This window comes from Enorma sp., from assembly GCF_982429025.1.
The window spans coordinates 14,513-33,633 of record NZ_CEWCAA010000001.1 but is presented as its reverse complement, the minus strand read 5'-3'; the positions used below and the strand labels follow the sequence as shown (position 1 = coordinate 33,633).

The following is a 19,121-nucleotide window of genomic DNA, read 5'->3' as shown; positions in this document are numbered from 1 at the left end:
TTCTCACTTGGCTCGTTGAATCACGCCATCACGCGAGCAGCGATGCATGCGCCAACATGTGCGCACACACCGCCGCCCGCGCGTCTGGAAGGAGCGTCTCCGCACGCAGCGCTACGCCGCGGCGGGAATGACCAGGCAATCGTGCTCGGGAATGGTCAGGAACACGTCGTCACCGGTATTGAACATGTGGAAGCTGCGGAAAAGCGCATCCACACGCAGCACGGTGGCACCCACGCGCACGGTGTAGCGCAGCACGTTGCCGCGTGGCACGCTGTCCACGACCATGCCCTTGACCACGTAGCAGCCGTCGGCCTCGGCAGGGCGCTCGGCCGTGATGCCGATGGTCTCGGGACGGATGGCCACCACATTGCCCGCCGGTACCACCGTGCCGGTGAGCATGCCGTACTCCTCGGCGCGCAGCTGGTTGTAGCTGCCGATGAAGCTCGCCGCGAACTCGGAGACCGGGTTGGTGTACACCTCGACCGGGCTGCCGGCCTGCTCGATGCGTCCGTCATGGAAGAGCTGGATCACGTCGGACATGACCATGGCCTCGTCCTGGTCGTGCGTCACGAAGATCGAGGTCAGGTTGAGCTCTTGATTGATCTCGCGAATGCGCGACTGCAGGGCTTTGCGGAGCTTCGCATCGATGGCCGAAAGAGGCTCATCGAGCAAGAGCACCTTAGGCTCGGTCACAATCGAGCGGGCGAGCGCCGCGCGCTGCTGCTGGCCGCCGGAAAGGCTCGCGGGGTAGGCGCGCTCTTTGCCGGTAAGCTCGACCATGGCGATGGCCTCGGCCACCTTCTTGTCGATCACGTCCTGCGGGGTCTTCTGCATCTTGAGACCGAAGGCGATGTTCTGCTCGACCGTCATGTTGGGGAACAGGCTGTACTGCTGGAACACCATGCCGATGTTGCGCTTGCTCGCCGGCACGTTGGTGATATCCTCGCCGTCGAGGATGATGGTGCCCTCGGTAACCTGCTCCAGGCCGGAAAGGCAGCGCAGCAGGGTGGATTTGCCGCAGCCGGAGGGGCCGAGCAGCGTCACAAGGTCGCCCTTCTCGATACCGAAATTGATGTGATCAAGGACGGTGTTATCGCCAAAGCGCTTGACGACGTCGCGGAATTCAATATAGGCCATTACTTGGTCTCCTTCTGGGTAGACGAGTTCTGCAGCTTCAAAACCACCGCCGTCACGAGCGCAACCACCACGAAGATGACCACGACGATGGCGCTGGAAAGGCCGCTCGAAACGTCCATGTTCGCCTGCAGGAACACCTGGATGTTCTGGTAGTTGGTGCCCGCGATGTTGTTGGCAAGCACGAAGTCGCCGAAGATGATGCTCTCGGCAAGCAAGCTCGACACCAAGATGCCGGAGAGGATGTTCGGCAGCACCACCTGCACGTACGCGCGGAAGCGCCCGCAGCCGAGCATCTCGGCCGCCTGGATGAGCATCTCGGCATCGATCGAATTGAGCGCATTGCGAATGCCCTGGTAGATGTAGGGCAGCACCAAGATGGTGTACGCGCCGAACAGCATGAACAGCCGGTTGGAGAGAATCGTGCCCGTACCGGTGTAAAGCGAGATGATACCGATCGAGAGGATCACGCCCTGCAGCGCATAGGGGATCATGCAGAGAAACTGCATCACACCCGCAAGCTTGCGATTGACGGCCACGACCACATACATGGCCGCAAGGATGAGCACGATGGTAATGATCACGCTCACGATGCACAGGATCAATGTGCGGCCTATGGACATCCAGAACGTAGTGTTGGAGAACAGCTCTACATAGTTGCGCAGCGTGAACCCGGACGGCAGGATGTCGGTCCATTCAACGAAGAGCGAATACACGAGCGTCACGGCGAACGGGATCAGCAGATACAGGGCGACGGCGCCCAAGAAGATCTTGCCGGCAAGGGAGGTCTTCTGCTTGGGCGCCGCGCTGGCAACGGCGTTCTTCTTGCTCATACGATCTCCCTCCCCTTGGCAGCACGGCGCGTGAAGTAGTTGTTCACGAGCGTGCAGATGACCATGAGGGCGATGAGCACTATGGCGAGGGCACCGCCCGTGGCGGCATCGGTCTGCACGTCACCACGGAAGCGCGAGGTGATCTGCAGCGCCAAGAGCGCGTAGTTGTTCATCACGAGTGCATAGGCCGTTGCGTAGGCAGCGAGTGCGTTAGAGAAGAGCACCGACAGCGTGCCCAGAATGGAGGGCATGAGGTTGGGGATCACGATGCGGAACCAGTAATCGAAGGTCGAGGCCTTGAGAATGGTTGCCGCCTCGCGCCATTCCTTGCGGATGCCTGCAAACGCCGGGATGAGCAGCAGCGTGGCCAACGGAATCTGGAAGTAGATGTACATCATGACCAGGCCGTCGAAACCATAGAGATTGAAATTGGCAAGGAACGGGATGTTGAACTGCTCGCCGATGAGCGTGAGCACGCCGGCGTTGCCCATGAGGATCATGAACGCGAAGGCCAGCGGCACGCCCGAGAAGTTCGACATCATGTTGAGCACCATGGTGAAGCCGTTGCGAACGCGCGGGCTCGCCTCGGAGCAGAAGCGCGCCGCAAGGAACGCCACCACGATGCCCACCACAGCAGAAAGCAGGCTGATCCACACGCTGTTCCAGATAGACTGCGTGTAGAGCGGCGTGGTGAACACGCGGATATAGTTCTCGAGGCCAAGCGCCTCAGAGTCGCGGCCGATCACCGAATCAAGGGCGAGCTGCGCCAAAGGGGCAAGCTCGTAGAGAATCACCACGAGGAAGAACGGAACGATGGCGATATAGCCCATCCAAGGACGGCGCTTCGCCGTCTTCGCCTTGCTCGCGGCGGCCGGCTCGACACCGGCATCTTGCTGCAAAACGTTTTCCATACGAACGACGGGGCGCGATGAATCCCGCCCCGTCTAGCTCCTTTCGAAGTTCCTTAGCCCAGAGCCGGGATAACATTCTCCTGGTACCAGGTGATAAGGTCCTGGCACACGCCACTCCAGACGGACTCGTCCACCGTCTGGACCTGATCACCGTACTGCTCGTCGGGCAGACGCATGGCAGCCACGTCCTCGGGCAGCTCCACGTCGCGGATGGGAGTCGCGTAGCCGCGGGCGAGGTTGATCTGGCCCTCGTCGGAGAGGATGAACTCGCGGGCGAGGCACGCGGCCGCCGGGTGCGGGGCGTACTTGTTGATAACGGTGCAGTAGCCCGACTGCACGCTCGCATCCTGCGGAATGCTCACCGTGAAGGAAGCGTTGGGGTTGTTCGTCTGAATCTGGTCGCGGTAGTTGAGCGAGTTGTAGTCCCAGTTGATGCAGACATCGATCTCGCCGGACTCAAGACGCGCGAGCGAGGCATCGGCGACATCGAGGCGGCCGGCCTCGGCAAGCTCGAGCAGGAAGTCATAGGCGGGCTGCATGTTGTCGATATCACCACCGAGCGCGTAGGCGGCGGCGAGGCTCGCGTACTGCGCCACAGCGGCGGCGGTCACGTCGCCCACGCAGACCGTGTAGTCGCCGTCGAGCAGGTCCTGGAAGCTCGTGGGCGGGTTGGAGACCGTGGCGTCGTTGGACATGAAGGAGATGGTGCCGTAGTAGCCCACGATCCAGTCGCCGTCGTCGTCCTTGGCCCAATCGGGGATCTCGTCCCAGTAGCTCGTCTTGTACTTGAGCGTGAGCTCCTGCTCCTCGGCCGTGGGGCCCCACGACTGGCCCACGTCGCCGATGTCTTTGGTGCCGTCGGCGCCCTCCTCGCGGAACATGGAGAGCTCCTCGGACGAGGACATGTCCTGGTCGGCGTGGGTGATACCGTACTCGGCCTCGATATCCTGCCAGGTCTCGACCCAGTTGGCCCAGGTGTCGGGCATACCAACGGACTGGATCTCGCCCTCCTCCTGCGCCTGCGCGATGAGGTCTTCGAGCGACATCTCGTTGTAATCAACAGCAGCCGCATCGCCGGAGCCATCGTCGCAACCGGTCAAGGCGCTGCCCGCCACGATAGCCATGCCGGCGCCCGCCAGCATGTTGAAGAACTGGCGGCGGGACACGCCGCGCTCCATCGCCACGCGCACGATCTTTTCTGTATCCACGTTTACTCCCATCGTCTTCACTGCTTCTATGGCTACATTGCAATAAACAGCAGGACAACGATATCGAAGGGAGGAACAGAGGATACCCCTTGCGCCGAAAGGCTTTCGCAAGGCTGACGGAATCTTACGATTAGCTAACAGATGCTGCGTTTTTCCTTTTCATGCGCGCGCGTCTGTAAAGAATCGAACGCAGGGGAATCGGGCGTCCCGGGAAAAGCCGATGCGACGCGAGCAGCAGTCTCTACGCATTGCGGCCTTATAAAGGAGCCCAGACGCGAAAAAGCTGCTACTCGCAATGCACGCGGAGAATCACAGGTAATGACTCTCTGCTGTTTGCCTGCACGCTACCCGAGCGCGATGGCATACAGGTTTTGCCTGTCGGTATTGCCCGACACCACATACGCTGTACCGTCCTCAACAAGCAACGGCTGATCCCAGGCCTGATGCGTCCTGTGAACCTCGGTGGTAAGCTCGGTCATTTCCAGCGCGTTTGGCAATTCGTCGAGCCCGATACGGTAGATACCCCCTTCGCCCAGATACACCGCCGATCCATCAACAAGCGTCGGAGTTGACTCGATTTCCCGCGCAGGAACCGAACCAACGAGCTCAAGCGTTTCCGCATCAAAGACGTTGCACGCTCCGTTGCTTGCGTCATGATCTGGGTCGAGCACCGTGCTCCCAGCACTTTCATCTATAGTCGGCGCGTTTACCAGCACATAGCCATCGAATACAAGTGGCATCGCACCAGAGGGTGTGCGTTTGTCATCATCAAGGCCGTCGGTCGAACAACTTATGTGCGCCTGCCCATCGCCATCGAATGCGACACGGCACAGCGTCCCTCGACGCGTCTGAAAATAGACAACGTCCCCAGCCTCTCCATCGTGAGAAAACCCGGTAGTAATCATATCGTCCACTTCGAGGTGCTGAACAATCTCGCCGTCAGCATAGCTCACCAGAAGACACGCCGCTTCGGTTCCCGCTGGAACCAACAACCCATAAGGGCTTGCATAGGGGTACCCGAGATTACCCGAGGCGATGATTCGACTATCAACCGTTACGTTCCATTGCAGCGTTCCCGTACGTATGTCTATACAGGCAAGTCGAGATGTCGCTGCAAGTTCATACGAGGAGACCCCAATATAGGCATTTCCATCAAAGATGGCAAAATCGGTTGACTCCCAACCGACAACGATGGGCGGCTCTTGGTCGCTCCCCTCAAGCTGCGTTGCAACGTCTTCATCTTCGACGGAGATGACGGAGACGTTCCACCTTGTCTCCAGCGTATCGGCATCGAATGCTGCCACGCGACCCCATCTGCAAAACACGAGCACATAATCGCCGGCGAGCGCCAAAGCCTGTTCGATATTGCCCCAAGATCCATCAATGGCCTGCGTACACAGTAACTCGCCTGTAGCCTTGCTGTAGCTACGCAGCTCGTTGCCGGCGCCGATGAACAAGCGATCGTCGTTACCGTCGATTCGACTCGTCTCTGCCTGCCCGTTCACGATAACGGAAGCCCCGAGTTCTTCGCCGGATAAAGCACCCTTGCTTACGCAAACCTCAGCATTCCAATGAATTGGGCCTGCGACACGCTCCGACCCTTCATGTTGAGCATGAGAGGATTCACGACCCGAACAACTGGACAGAGCAGAAGCCGATAACAACCCAAGTGAACTGAGTATTCCAACGCATATCGCTGAGCGACGAGTATATACCGACTTCATGTTCTTATTCCAACTCGTACGTTACAGGATAGGCATCAATAACCGTCACGAAATCTTCGGCATAAACTTGAATATATCGCATACCTTCATGCTCCTTTCGACATGGCCCATACCTCATCAGCCAAGACGGAAACATGACTTCTTAACTATATGCTTTATTCATCATATTATGATTATTATTATGCGAAAGGCGTGCATACAGCGCTCGGCGGTAGATGAAACGAGTCGTCACTGACCCCGAATTGACCACGTCATGATGCGTGGTGCAACCGATAAAAACAACCAAATCGATGCAGGAAAGGGCATTCATCAACCCGACAGCTTTCATCACTCCTGCTGCCCCAAACTCCCTCCATGGCGCGAGCAGCAGCCTCTACGCATTGCGGCCTTTCAAAAGCATGCCGAAATGTGCAGATGCCGCCGCCCGCTCCGTACGGGGCTTCTTTGCCGGCCGCTCCGGCTCCGTCACAGCATGGTGGCGCTGAGGGCGGGTTCGAAGCCGGCCGTGCGCAGCGCGTCCATGATCTGCTCCTTGTGCGAGGTGCCGTATGCCTCGATGGTCACGCGAAGCTCTACGGCGGCGTTGCGATTGGTGCTCACGAACTGGTTGTGCTCGAGCTTGATGACGTTGCCGTTCTGCTCGGCGATGGCGCTTGCCACCTTCACGAGCATGCCGGGGCGGTCGGGCAAAAGCACGCTCACCGTGAAGATGCGGTCGCGCGCGATGAGCCCGTGCTGCACGACCGAACTCATGGTGATGACGTCCATGTTCCCGCCAGAGAGGATCGAAGCCACGCGCCGGTTCTCCGCCGGCAGGTGCTTGAGCGCCGCCACGGTAAGCAAACCCGAATTCTCGACAATCATCTTATGATTCTCAACCATATCGAGGAACGCAACGATGAGCTCTTCATCGGGGACCGTGATGACGTCGTCCAGATTGGCCTGAAGATAGGGAAACACCTGGTCGCCGCATTCAAGCACCGCCGTTCCGTCGGCAATGGTGTTTGCGCTCGGCAGCTTCACCACATGCCCCGCCTCGAGCGCGCGCGTGAGCGAGGGGGCGCCTTCGGGCTCCACGCCGATCACGCGGATCTTGGGATTGTAGAGCTTGGCAAAGGTTGAGACGCCGCAAGCCAGACCGCCACCGCCCACCGGAACGAGAATGGTGTCTACGAGCGGCAGTTCGGAAACGATTTCCATGGCAATGGTACCCTGGCCCGTTGCCACCACGGGATCGTTGAAGGGGTGGATGAACGTATAGCCGTGCTCCTCGGCAAGCTGCATGGCATATTCGCACGACTCGTCGTACACGTCGCCATAGAGCACGACCTCGGCTCCGTAGCCTTTGGTGCGCTCGACCTTGATGAGCGGCGTCGTCGTGGGCATGACAACGATGGAGCGCGCCCCGGCGCGAGAGGCGGCAAATGCCACGCCCTGCGCATGGTTGCCCGCGCTCGCGGTGATGATACCGCGCTCCAGCTCTTCGGGCGCGAGCGTGCTGATCTTATAGTAGGCGCCGCGCACCTTGTAGGCGCCTGTACGCTGCATGTTCTCGGGCTTGAAGAACACGCGGTTGCCCGTTGCCTGGCTAAAATGCGGGCTCTCAACGAGCTCGGTCTTCTGCGTGACTTCCTTGACCTTCTCGGAGGCCTGCTCGAAGGCGTCGAGCGTGAGCATCTCAGGCATAGGCGATTCCTCCTCTGGCATCACTGCTAGCATACGCGCCGTTTTCGTGGTCTCTACGGTAGCACAGTGGAGCAGCGCCGAAGGCATGGGCCCCATCAAAATGATTCGCCAGGGTCTGAGTGGCCCCCTGACGCAAAACTCTCGTCAAAGGATCGGATTTTTCTTCCTCGGGCGTGTACAAAGCAAATTGGGCCCACAGAAACAGCAGGTCAGAAGCTTGGCGCATGGAGGTATAGTTGCCCCGTGCTCCAAAATTCGATCCTTTGGCGCGAGTTTTGTTTCCACAGCAGCTTTGGCACCCCCAAATTCGACGTTTGTGCCACAATTCGTGTTGCTACGACCTACCCCAGCCCCATCGCGCTCGAATCGAGGTTTTCATGGCCAGCACAGCGCAACCGGCAGCAAACACGCCTCCCCTCTTCTCGCTGCGCGATGCGCGCGTCGTGCGGAGCGGACGCACCATTTTGCATGTGGACCATTTCGATCTTGCAGAGGGCGAGCACGTAGCGCTGCTCGGTCCCAATGGTGCGGGCAAGTCGACGTTCATCCAGCTACTCACGCGCGAGACGTTCCCGCTTCATCGCGAAGAGCCCCCGGTGCGCTTCCGCGGGCAGGCGCGGCCGCTGCTCTCCGATATCAAACAGGCACTTGGCATCGTTTCCGCCACTATGCACGACCAAGTTCGCGTGCACCTGCCGGTGAGCGATATCGTGTGCGGCGGGCTTTTCGGCACGCTCGGCCTCCCCAACCACGTGCAAGCGACAGACGAGCAGCGAGCCCAGGCCCAAGACGCCCTCGACCGGCTGGGCATAGCAGATTTGGCCGAGCGCGACGTCATGACGCTCTCAACGGGCCAAGTGCGCCGCGTGCTCGTGGCCCGCGAGCTTATGAGCGACCCGCGCATCTTGATTTTCGACGAGCCGTGCACCGGCCTCGATCCCGAAGGCATGTACCACGTGCGCAACACGATGAGGCTCTTGGCAGACGAAGGGCGTTCGGTCGTGCTCGTCACGCACTATCCTGAAGACATCATCCCGGCAATCGAGCGCGTGCTGCTCATCAAAGATGCCGAAATATTTGCCGACGGGCCGAAGGAGGACCTGCTCACCAGCGCAACGCTCTCCGACCTCTTCGGCGTGCCGCTTGAAGTCGAAGAGCGCCGCGGCTGGTACTCGCTCCAAGGCCGCTACGAATAGCAAAAACGGCGGAACCCGCTGGCTGGGCCCGCCGTTTTGAAAACTCGAAGCCGGCGTTGCTCAAGCGCCGGGGTGACTACGGCCTAGACCAGCCGCAGCCGCGGACTAGTCCTTGAGCACGAGCGACGAGAGGGTTCCCGCTGCGCCAAGCACAATCGTCACCACCGCACCATAAGCGGGAGCCATGAAGGGGCTCAGCAGCGACATCGTGAGGTTTACCGAGCTTGACGAGCTGGAGTACGATGCCATGTCGGAAATCAGCCCTTCGACGATGCCGCCGAGCACAAACGAGCCGATCGTGCACGCGAGCGCCACGACCGCAGTACCCGCAAGCGCGAAGAAGAGCACCGCGTCAAAGCCGCGGAACAGCCTGAGGGCAACGCCCACGACCAGCGCCACAATGCAGATAACCCATAGAGCGAAGAGCACCTTCGTGACGAGAGACACCGTTCCGAACGTGCTGACCATTTGCTGCATTTGAAGCAGCGAGGAGTCGGTTGCGCCGTACGAGCTGTAGAGCGAGACCTGTTGCGCGGCCGCATCGGCAATCGAGCCGACCGTATTGCCTAAGGTGAAGAGCTCCGGCATGGTCACGGAGGGGCTCACCGACTGCACGATCGCGGTTTCCATTCCCGTAAAGCCGCCGGCACCCGATGCAACGGCTGCGTTGAGAAACTTATTCACGAACGGGAAGCTAAACCAAGCCTGAAACATGAACACGAGGGCAAGCACGGCAGCAAAGATCATGACCGCCGAGCGCCTGCCCAGCGCCTTGCCCGCCTGCGCATGTGCGGTTGGGGCCGTCGGAAACGTTCTGGCGGCGCTGGGAGCGCTTTGCGTAGCAGGCGCCTGGGATGTTGGCACCTGGGCAGTAAACGCTTGGGCAGCAGGCACCTGAACGACCGGCGCCTGAGCTGTTGCCTGGGCGGCAGGCGCCTGCAGCTCTCGTCCACACACCGCGCAAAACTTACTGCCTTCTGGCTGCTGGGAACCACAATGTGGGCAAAACATACCGACCCCTCCCCACGCCCCTGCGCATAGTCCTCGTTACCGATATTATACGCGCTGCAGGTCTCTGCCACCATCGTGCGACCTTAGCATCAGCGCCTGCGCGCACGTTCGTTTCACTTTTGGGAATATCTTTTCTTACGGCCCACCGGCAACGCCTCGCATATCACGAAAGTCGCAGGATTCGGCTCCGCTGGAAACGCTTGTCGGGCCTTACGCGAAATAGATGTTCCCAAAACTGAAACGAACAGTACTTCTTTCTCAAACACGAGGAGGGCAACTCTCTTTGACACCAAGCGTGAAACCCGATCAACAAAGAGCGCGCCGCAGTCCATGAGCACGCGAGCCAAGAACGGCCGCAAGAGACCCCGTCCTTAGCCCAAGCGCAGTTCCGCGGCAAAAGGGCCCCATACCTCGATCAATTACCGTAGATGTGCTTGTACGTGGCAGTCCAAACACAGTTCCACAGCAAAAGGGCCCCATGCGGGGCCCTCTTGCGAAAACTATCTGATCACCGGACATGGGCGGGCTTCTGCAAGGGAGCCCCCTAGAAGGCCGCCTGCACAGCGTCGCCAAAGGTCTCGACCAGGTAATCCTTGAAGTCGTCGGTCTGCAGGGCCGCCACGAGCGCCACGATGCGCTCATCGTCCTCGAGCTCCGGCGTGGTCACGATCACGTTCGCGTACTCATCCTGAATGACAGCGGAGTTCGCATCTTCCTGGGCCACAGCGTCCTCAAGAGCAAGGCCCGCATCGATGGCATAGTTACCATTGATCACAGCAAAGTCCACGTCGTTCAGCGTGCGAGGCAGCGCCACCGCCTCCTGCTCGGAGAACTGCAAGTTCTTGGGGTTATCGACGATGTCGTTCGGCGTAGCGGTAATGCCGGCGTCATCGGCAAGCGTGATGAGCCCAAGATCCTGCAGAAGCAGCAGCGCACGGCCCTCGTTGGTGGGATCGTTGGGCACGCCAAAGGTGGCTCCGTCGGCAACGTTCTCGATATCACTCGACTTTCCCGCGAACACGCCCATCGGCTCGAAGTGAATCTTGCCCACATTCACCAGATCGGTGCCATTCTCCTCGTTGTAGTTATTGAGGTAGTTGATGTGCTGGAAATAATTGGCGTCAATGGCACCGGAGGTGGTGTCCTTGTTGGGCTGGATGTAGTCCGTATACGACTTGACCTCGAGCTCGATGCCCTGCTCCGCGAGAATCGGCGCCGCGTAGTCGGCAAGGATCACGGCGTGCGGGCTCGGCGAGGCGCCCACAATGAGGGACTGGGTGGCGGCTGCGCCGGAGCCAGCTGCGGAACCGGCCTCGTTCGAACCGCCGCTGCAGGCAGCAAGCGAACCTGCGGCAACGAGTCCAGCGGCGCCTGCAATGAACGAGCGACGGGAAATGGAAGCATTCTGGAAGTTCATAATCTTCTCCTTTACTAGTTGGTGAGTCGTTTGAGGCGTTTGAAACACGTCCCAAAATGACTCAAACAGCCTCGGTCAGTGTCAAATAGGAACTGCCCTTAATTTGATATCGCTATGCCTGCGTACGATGGTCGATCTTGCGCGCGATGAAATCGCATGCGCTCTGAATGAGCTGCACGATGATGATGAGCAGCACCACGGTCACAACCATCATCTCGTCCTCAAAGCGGTAGTACCCGTAACGAATGGCGATGTCACCCAGACCGCCGGCACCAACCGCGCCCGCGATAGCCGTATAGCCAAGCACGGCGATAAGCGTGATGGAAACGCCGCGCACGATCGACGGCAGCGCCTCGGGCAAGAGCGCCGAGACCACGATGCGGGGTATGCTCGCCCCGCATGCTTCGGCCGCCTCCACGCTCGCGCGCGGCACCTCGGCGAGCGACTGCTCGATCATGCGCGCCACGAAGGGGGCGGTGGACACCACGAGGGGCGGAATGACGCCGCGAACCCCCGACGTCGTGCCCACGAGCGCCGACGTTACCGGCATGAGCGAGATGAGCAAGATGATGAAAGGCAGCGAACGACCGATGTTCACCACCCACCCCAGCACGGCGTTAAGCGCGCGCATGGGGCGCAGCGACCCCGGCGAGGTGAGATAGAGCACCACACCGAGCACCGTTCCTATCACATAGGCGATAGCGGTCGAAATAAAGAGCATGACAAGCGTATCAAGCACGCCCTGGCCAAGCAGCTCGCCATACTGCCCAATGAATTCGGTCACGATGCTAGGCATCCCAATCAACCCTTTCGAGCAAAACCTGAGCGGCGTCGGACACGGGGTTAGCGAAGACCTCTCCCACGCTCCCCTGCTCCACCACGCGCCCGTGATCAAGCACGACCACGTTGCGGCAGATTTTCTCTACGACGCCCATGGAATGCGTGATGACGATGATGGTGACACCCGTCGTGCGGTTGATATCGCGCAAGAGCTTGAGGATGGTGTTGGTGCTGGCCGGATCCAAGGCGCTCGTGGCCTCGTCGCAGAGGATGTACTCCGGATCGCACGCGAGCGCGCGGGCAATGGCCACGCGCTGCTGCTGGCCACCGGAAAGCTGGGACGGATACGACGATGCCTTCTCCTTGAGCCCGACCATATCGAGCAGTTCGAGCGCGCGCTCCCGATTCTCGGCCGTTACGCGCCCTGAGGCTGCACGGAACGGAAAGCAAACGTTATCGAGTACCGTTTTCTGCGCGAGGAGACCGAAGCTCTGGAAGATCATCGCCACGCGGCGACGATAGCTACGCAGCTCCTTGCCCGTAAGCCCGGTCACATCCTGACCATCTACCACGATCTTGCCAGCGGTGGGGCGCTCAAGCAGGTTGATGCAGCGCACGAGCGTCGATTTGCCGGCGCCGCTCATGCCGATGATGCCCACGATGTCGCCGTCTGCAATGGAGATGCTCACATCGTCAAGCGCGTGCGCCGACGCGGCAGTACCATCGTAAGCCTTGGTGAGGTGTTGGATTTCGATCACGGGAACTCCGCTCGATGGATGGTTGAAAAAGAAGGCGGGCTATCCCCCGCCGGAGATAGCCTAACGAAGGCGCCCGGTCTCCGCATGCCCGCGACGATCGCGCGACATGACAAAGTGCCCGGGCGAGGGCATCTCCATGACCATCATCATCGTGATATGTGCGGCAACCGTAAACATGGTTGTTAGCCTACCAGCCTGCGGCGGGCATGGCAAGCGCGAAATGGTTCTGAAACGGACGAGGTGGGTCGGAAAGCCCAAGAGCTGGCAGCGCGCCAAGCATGGACCGCAGATGAATCGCAGGCACCCGGTGTCTGCGATTCACAAAATGGTTCGCAGACACCCGGTGCCTGCGAACCACATCCAGTCGAGAACCGCCTGGCCGCGAAGCCGCAGCCCCGTGCCAACCTTACTCGGCTTCTTCGTCCTCGCGCTTAAGGTTGTCGATGAACTTCTTGCGGCTCGCCTCGTACTCCTCGCGGGTCACGACATCCTCGATGCGCAGGTTGATACCCGCCACCTCGAGCCCTGTCATCTCGGCAAGGCGCTCGGTCACGCGGTTCTTCACATCCTCGAAGATATCCGGGGCATAGCAGCCGTATTCGATGATGACCGAGATGTTGATGATCATGCGGTTGTCATCGGTGACCTCGACCGTCACGCCCTTGGTGAGGTTCTCGGCACCCAGCTGCTCCTGGAAGAAGTGGACAAGGTTGCCCTTCATACCGAGCACGTGCGGCACCTCGCGCGTGGCCATGGCAACGATCTTCTCGATCACGCCGTTGGAATACGTGAGGGAATCATCGGTTTCGAAATCCTCATCGTCATAGGCGTCATCGCCGGCATCGGTAGGTGCAGCCCCTTCCGACGCGGCGCCATCGGCTGCATCTTCCGCTGCTTTGGGGGCTCCTGCCTCGGCCGCGCCCTCGCTCACAGCGTCTTCCGCCTTGATACCCTGATGCTCTTCCTGCTCCGCCACGGTCGGCGTCTTCGTCGTCGAATCGCTTGCTGCCATGGTATCCCCTTTCGAGTCCCAGATCGTCACGGTTTGCCGCTTGCACTACGAGCGGCGGTCGAACAGTCGGCCGAAGAAGTTCACCAGCCCGTTATCGCCATCGCGAATCTGGCCGAGCAATGCTCCCACCAGCACAAAGACTGCGATGACGATCGTGCTCCACAGGCCGATGGTAAGGATGAGCACCGCGAGCACAAGGCCAACGAAGGCGTAGCCGACGGTAAAGGGATGGTCTTCCGCATAGGCCCACGCCGAAGCGCCAAGTCCCTGGATGAAGCCGACGGCATCCGCCAGATCGTCGCGCGTGATGCGCTCCTTGCGCGCCTTTTTGCGGGCATGGCGACGCTTGCGTCCGCGGCCCGTGGCAGCGCCCTCGGCGCTTGCAGCGTCCTCGGCATCTGCGCCCATGGCATCCGGTCCCTCCGCCACGTCGCCTTGCTCTATGAGCAACTTGGGCGCGCCCGTCTTCTCGTTGCCCAAATCTGTCTTACTCACCGGAAACCTCCCTGGTCACCGTTGTGGTCTTACTCGGCAAGAACCGCACAAGCACGTTCACGCCCGTAGCTCCGAGCAGTTGCTCGCAAGCACCCTGAACGCGCTCTTCGATGCGGCGGCCAAGAGCCTCAAGCCCCGTATCGGTAAACGCGATCACCTCGAGTGTGACGCGCACTTGTGAATCGTTATGCCCCATAACGCGCGTGCGAACATCTTCAACCAAAATATCTTCAGCTTCTGCAGCTGCGCGGGCAGCCGAGGAAAGAGCCGCGAGGCGCACCTCGATATGGGGGTTGCCCGCAGGATGCACGCTCGACGGCGGGCGCTGCTCGAGCAAGGCGAAAAGCGCGCTGAGCAGCACGCCCGCGCCTACAATCACCAAACTCACGATGAGCACGATGCGTCCAGCTGGATGGGCGAGCAGCGCATCGACGCGGCGGCTGATCAGCGAGGGGGCAAACTGTGCACAGGCAAACCCGCCCACCACCACGATGGCGGCAGCGAGATACAGCACCGCGCCGAATTTCTTGAGCAGCCGCACGCACGTCTCCTCTCATCGGGGCCGCCGTGCATCGAGCCCGGCATCCCCGCTCGTTCGCCTTTCGTCTGATTATAAAGAAAGCCGGGCACGCGCACGTAGCGCAGACCCGGCTTAAGCGCTTTATCACATGAGACACGGAGCAGGCGCGTTGCCATGAGACAAATTAACCTGGCACGATTGTCTCGTTGGGTGCTACTCCTCTTCGAGAGCGGCGACGACCTCGTCGGTCATGTCCATCGTGTTGTACACGTCCTGGACGTCGTCGAGCTCCTCAAGACGATCGATGAGGCGCTGAACCTTCTTGGCGTCGGCAGGAGAGACCGCGGTGGGCGTGGTGGGAACCATGGTGAGCTCAGAGCCCTTGACCTCGATGCCCTGCCCCTCGATGCCCTTGGACACGGCCATGAGCTCGGTGGCGTTGGTCCACACGATCCACTCGTCGCCAGCGTCCTCGTAGTCCTCGCCGCCGGCCTCGGCCACGGCCATCATGAACTCGTCCTCATCGCCGGCAGCGCCGTTGGCCATGAGGTTCTCCTTCTTGTCGTTGGGATCCACAATCTCCTTGGCAACGACGATCTGGCCCTTGCGCTCGAACTGGAAGGCAACGGAACCGGTGGTGCCCAGGCTGCCGCCGGAGTGGGAGAAGGCGGAGCGAACGTCGGCGGCGGTGCGGTTGCGGTTATCGGTGAGGCACTCAACGTAGACGGCAACGCCCGCGGGGCCATAGCCCTCGTAGACGATGTTCTCGTACACGGCCGCATCGGCACCGGCGCCGAAGGCCTTGTCGATGGCGCTCTTGATCTTGTCCTTGGGCATGGACTGCGCCTTGGCCTTGGCCACCGCCGCGGCAAGGGAGGCGTTGTTGTCCGGGTTGGGATCGTTGCCCAGGCGCGCCGCAACGGTGATGTTGCGGGAGAGCTTGGAGAAGAGTGCCGAACGCTTAGCGTCCTGCGCGCCCTTGCGGTGCTTGGTTGTTGCCCATTTTGAGTGTCCGGACATGCGAGACTCCTTCTATACGCTTCTGGCCGAGCGCGCCGAGAACATATCACCGGGAGCGCCAGCCCGTCTAACCATAAACGGCAATATGATATACCGACTTGCCCAGCTGGTACAGGGTTCACATGCGCGACAAAAAGTGCAGCACAACCGTCGCATACGGCAGCGCAGCGCGCTCTGGGACCGGCGTGGGCGGCGCGGCGGGCGGCGGAACAACGCCCATCGCGCCGATGCCCCGCCTAGTTGGGCATAATCTGGTCGATCGTATCCGTCTTGGTGCTGATTGCCTTGCGGAAGCGCTCCTCAAAGAGGGGGTGCTTCTCCCAGCGGTGGAGGTCCGTTGTGGCCTGGTGAGCGATGATCTGGTAGAACGGCAGCACGTAGAGCGGCATCATGAGCGGCTCTTTAATCTCGAACGGCAGGCGGATGGCATGGTCGTCATCCACACGCTCGGAATTGGTAACGATAAACGCATGGTCCGTGACCGTGCGCGCAGCGAGATAGATATCCACGAGGCGGTCGGAACCCTCAGTTAGGTGATCGACGCACACCACCGTGTAATTCGGCGTGAGCTGCAGATTGGGGCCATGAATCCACTCCTCGCCCTCGTAGGCGAAGCTGGGGATCTGGATGGTCTCGCCAAACTTGAGCGCGCCTTCGCACGCGATGCCATATCCCTGTAGGAAACCACAGTGGTTGACCACGGTCATCGAGGTGAAGTCGGCTTGGTGGCGCTTATACAGATCCCAGGTCTCCCGCTGCACGATCTCATGACGACGCGGGGCGTCTGCCATCTCGTTCAAGAGCTCGGTGCGCTGCTCGGGGGACACGATTCCCGTGCGTGCGCCCGCTTCGATGGCGAAGAGCATGAGGAACTGCGCGAGCGTGGCGACGCCCTTGGTCACGTAGCCCACGGTCTCCTCTCCCACACCGTAATCGACCACGAGGTCCGCATAGTCCTTAAAGTCCGAATCAACGTTGCCCGTAAGCCCGATGGCGGTGATGCCCAGCTTGCGGAGCTCGTCGAGGGCCTCAATGGAATTGGTGGAGCAACCGCTCTGCGAGATCACGAAGACGAAATCGTCCTCGTGCAGGTCGTGCTCGCCGTAGATGAAGGTAGCCGGCGAGACGATCTTCACCTCGCGCTGCAGGTACTTCATCATGAAATAACGAGCGCACTGCGATCCGTTCGAGCTTGAACCGCAGGCCACGATCCAGATGGAATGGCAGGGCTTTTGGGCGTACAAGTCGACCAACTCGGCAGTGAGCCCTTCGGCGCGCTCGACGTTGAGCTTGAGCTGCGCCGGAGTCTGCTCGACGTACGTCAGCATCGTCGGCTTCTCGCTTGAGTTAGCCTGGCTCGCCATCGTTCCTCCCAACTCCACAGGCCGGACCGAAGACACTTCGCCTTGGTTACGCCCGATGATGATATGTCTTATGACATTATATTCTTGCTAACTAGAGCTGATGAGCTTCTCCTGCAAGCGGTACCGCCCGGACGGCAAAAGGCGGACAGCACGCCGATGCGCACTGCCCGCCCTCATCATCTTTGATACGTGAGGCATTTATCGCCGTTTACCTAGACCGGGCGCTCCGGCACCGCTGCCGACGCTTGGCGCGACCCGGCACCTCGTCTACAGGCTCTCGATGACCTCAACGACCTTATTCACGTACTGCTCGCACAGCTCGATCGTCGGCGCCTCGACCATAACGCGGACCAAGGGCTCTGTGCCGCTCGCGCGGATGAGCGCGCGGCCCTCGCCCTCGAGCGCGGCCTCGACATCAGCCGCGGCGGCCTTGACCGCCTCGTGCTCCATGACGGCGTGCTTGTCCTCGACCTTCACGTTCTTGAGCAGCTGCGGGTAAATCTTGAGCGGCTTGGCGAGCTCGGCCAAGCTTTTGCCAGTCTCTACGAGCGTCTGCATGATGCGCAGGCTCGTGTTGATGCCGTCGCCAGTGGCGCTGTACTCGGAGAAGATCACATGGCCGCTCTGCTCACCGCCGAGCGCATAGCCGTGCTCCTGCATGCAGGCGCTTACGTACTTATCGCCCACGTCGGTCTTCTCGTAACCGATGCCCAGCTTGTCGAGCGCCTTGAAGAGGCCGATGTTGCTCATGACGGTAGCCACGACCGTGTTGCCGCTGAGCTTGCCCTGCTTGGCAAGGTGCGCGCCGCACACGTACATAATGGTGTCGCCGTCGCAGACGTTACCGTACTCGTCCACCGCGATGCAGCGGTCGGCGTCGCCGTCATAGGCGAATCCGATGTCGAGCCCCTCCTCGCGCACATACGCCTGCAAGCGCTCGATATGCGTGGAACCGCAGCCCATGTTGATGTTGAAGCCATCGGGCTCGTTGGAGATCACGTGGACATCGGCACCGAGCGCGGTGAACACGCGCGGGGCGATAGGCGTGGAGGCGCCGTTGGCGCAGTCGATCGCCACGCGGAAACCCTCGAGCGAGCACGGCATGGACTCGATGAGCGACTTGATGTAGCGCGCGCGGCCCTCGACATAATCGACCGCACGGCCAATCTGCTCACCCGTAGCGAGCGGAATCTCGAACTCACCGTCGATATAGGCTTCTACCTGCTCGAGCACATCCGGGCTCATCTTGTAGCCACCAGAATCGATGAGCTTGATGCCGTTGTCGTGATAGGGATTGTGGCTCGCCGTGATCATGATGCCACAGTCGAAATCACCGTGGCGCACCACGTAGCTTACCGACGGCGTAGTGGTCACGCGCAGCACATACGCATCGGCACCACTCGCCACGAGGCCCGCAACCAGCGCGTTCTCGTACATATAGCTGGAACGACGGGTATCCTTGCCAATGACCGCCTTGGTCTTGCGCCCCTGGCGGAGGCCGTAGTACCAGCCCACGAACTTGCCGATCTTGAATGCGTGGTCGACCGTGAGCTCCTCGTTGGCGCGCCCACGGAAGCCATCGGTACCGAAGTACTTCATATGTGCTCCCTCTAGATGGTTATCGGACGTGGGAAAGGCGCTACGAGAGATACCCCCGCGCATATGGTACCGATTGTTGGGTGCCTGCGCACAAACATCCACCAATCGCGCATATTCATCCCGCCGCGCCGGCGGGCGCTCGCCACGCGTTCCCCATGCGGTTGCCCCGCACTCGCCACACGGCCGCGGCGCGCTGGCGGGCGCTCGCCGCTCGGCCGCCGCGCGGACACCAGTACATGAAGAGATGACTTAAGCCGCAGGAAAAGGTGCGCACGAGCGCCCGGAACCTAGACCGATGGGCCCACCCACCAGAAAAGGTGTACACGAGCGTCAAAAAAGTGCCGAAAAGCAGCGATTCGTGACGCTCATGTACACCTTTTGGTTGAGAAGAGGCTCTTTGGCTTATGCAGAGTCTCTCGATTGGGAAGAACCGTTTGCCTGGAGTGGCACCCC

17 protein-coding genes are annotated in these 19,121 nt (G+C 60.6%); 1 reads left to right on the top strand and 16 read right to left on the bottom strand.

Features of this window, described 5'->3' with window-relative positions; all coding sequences use genetic code 11:
* Positions 1 to 111 precede the first annotated feature (111 nt).
* From AC1VS5_RS00135 to ilvA, 6 genes are all read right to left on the bottom strand, one after another.
* Positions 112 to 1,137, bottom strand: coding sequence for an ABC transporter ATP-binding protein (locus tag AC1VS5_RS00135; protein WP_144687242.1), 1,026 nt, complete (start codon positions 1,135 to 1,137; stop codon positions 112 to 114).
* On the bottom strand, positions 1,137 to 1,967 hold the full coding sequence (locus tag AC1VS5_RS00130; RefSeq protein ID WP_144687243.1) for an ABC transporter permease: 831 nt from the start codon (positions 1,965 to 1,967) through the stop codon (positions 1,137 to 1,139). Before AC1VS5_RS00130 ends, AC1VS5_RS00135 begins: the two co-directional genes overlap by 1 nt.
* Positions 1,964 to 2,866, bottom strand: a complete 903-nt coding sequence (locus tag AC1VS5_RS00125; RefSeq protein WP_481217265.1) for an ABC transporter permease — start codon at positions 2,864 to 2,866, stop codon at positions 1,964 to 1,966. The genes AC1VS5_RS00130 and AC1VS5_RS00125 overlap by 4 nt, the downstream gene beginning before the upstream one ends.
* A 65-nt stretch (positions 2,867 to 2,931) precedes the next feature.
* On the bottom strand, positions 2,932 to 4,086 hold the full coding sequence (locus AC1VS5_RS00120; RefSeq protein WP_276765611.1) for an ABC transporter substrate-binding protein: 1,155 nt from the start codon (positions 4,084 to 4,086) through the stop codon (positions 2,932 to 2,934).
* Between the two features lie 344 nt (positions 4,087 to 4,430).
* Positions 4,431 to 5,810, bottom strand: coding sequence for an outer membrane protein assembly factor BamB family protein (locus AC1VS5_RS00115; RefSeq protein WP_481217264.1), 1,380 nt, complete (start codon positions 5,808 to 5,810; stop codon positions 4,431 to 4,433).
* Between the two features lie 465 nt (positions 5,811 to 6,275).
* Positions 6,276 to 7,496: a threonine ammonia-lyase gene (ilvA, locus tag AC1VS5_RS00110; RefSeq protein ID WP_481217263.1), complete on the bottom strand. Its 1,221-nt coding sequence runs from the start codon at positions 7,494 to 7,496 to the stop codon at positions 6,276 to 6,278.
* Positions 7,497 to 7,873: 377 nt separating this feature from the next.
* Here ilvA and AC1VS5_RS00105 point away from each other — a divergent pair, with 377 nt between their 5' ends.
* Positions 7,874 to 8,692, top strand: a complete 819-nt coding sequence (locus tag AC1VS5_RS00105) for an ABC transporter ATP-binding protein (RefSeq protein ID WP_481217262.1) — start codon at positions 7,874 to 7,876, stop codon at positions 8,690 to 8,692.
* A gap of 105 nt (positions 8,693 to 8,797) precedes the next feature.
* Here AC1VS5_RS00105 and AC1VS5_RS00100 read toward each other — a convergent pair whose 3' ends face one another.
* The 10 genes from AC1VS5_RS00100 to glmM all read right to left on the bottom strand — a co-directional run bounded on the left by AC1VS5_RS00100 (position 8,798) and on the right by glmM (position 18,668).
* A complete protein-coding gene (locus tag AC1VS5_RS00100) occupies positions 8,798 to 9,703 on the bottom strand; it encodes a zinc ribbon domain-containing protein (RefSeq protein WP_481217261.1) in 906 nt (301 codons plus the stop codon).
* A 544-nt stretch (positions 9,704 to 10,247) separates the two neighbouring features.
* On the bottom strand, positions 10,248 to 11,120 hold the full coding sequence (locus AC1VS5_RS00095; RefSeq protein WP_346680581.1) for a MetQ/NlpA family ABC transporter substrate-binding protein: 873 nt from the start codon (positions 11,118 to 11,120) through the stop codon (positions 10,248 to 10,250).
* Positions 11,121 to 11,232: 112 nt separating this feature from the next.
* A complete protein-coding gene (locus AC1VS5_RS00090) occupies positions 11,233 to 11,916 on the bottom strand; it encodes a methionine ABC transporter permease (RefSeq protein ID WP_019127659.1) in 684 nt (227 codons plus the stop codon).
* The gene (locus AC1VS5_RS00085; protein ID WP_481217260.1) at positions 11,909 to 12,658 is read right to left on the bottom strand and encodes a methionine ABC transporter ATP-binding protein; all 750 of its coding nucleotides are present in this window, start codon (positions 12,656 to 12,658) and stop codon (positions 11,909 to 11,911) included. Before AC1VS5_RS00085 ends, AC1VS5_RS00090 begins: the two co-directional genes overlap by 8 nt.
* A 406-nt stretch (positions 12,659 to 13,064) precedes the next feature.
* Positions 13,065 to 13,670, bottom strand: a complete 606-nt coding sequence (locus AC1VS5_RS00080) for an Asp23/Gls24 family envelope stress response protein (protein WP_481217259.1) — start codon at positions 13,668 to 13,670, stop codon at positions 13,065 to 13,067.
* A gap of 45 nt (positions 13,671 to 13,715) precedes the next feature.
* Positions 13,716 to 14,165, bottom strand: a complete 450-nt coding sequence (locus tag AC1VS5_RS00075; RefSeq protein WP_022348865.1) for a DUF2273 domain-containing protein — start codon at positions 14,163 to 14,165, stop codon at positions 13,716 to 13,718.
* Positions 14,158 to 14,706, bottom strand: a complete 549-nt coding sequence (locus AC1VS5_RS00070; protein WP_022348866.1) for a hypothetical protein — start codon at positions 14,704 to 14,706, stop codon at positions 14,158 to 14,160. Before AC1VS5_RS00070 ends, AC1VS5_RS00075 begins: the two co-directional genes overlap by 8 nt.
* A 192-nt stretch (positions 14,707 to 14,898) precedes the next feature.
* Positions 14,899 to 15,705, bottom strand: a complete 807-nt coding sequence (locus AC1VS5_RS00065; protein WP_019127653.1) for a YebC/PmpR family DNA-binding transcriptional regulator — start codon at positions 15,703 to 15,705, stop codon at positions 14,899 to 14,901.
* Between the two features lie 236 nt (positions 15,706 to 15,941).
* A complete protein-coding gene (locus AC1VS5_RS00060; RefSeq protein ID WP_481217258.1) occupies positions 15,942 to 17,069 on the bottom strand; it encodes an SIS domain-containing protein in 1,128 nt (375 codons plus the stop codon).
* 267 nt (positions 17,070 to 17,336) lie between these two features.
* On the bottom strand, positions 17,337 to 18,668 hold the full coding sequence (gene glmM / locus AC1VS5_RS00055; protein ID WP_019127651.1) for a phosphoglucosamine mutase: 1,332 nt from the start codon (positions 18,666 to 18,668) through the stop codon (positions 17,337 to 17,339).
* Positions 18,669 to 19,121 lie beyond the last annotated feature (453 nt).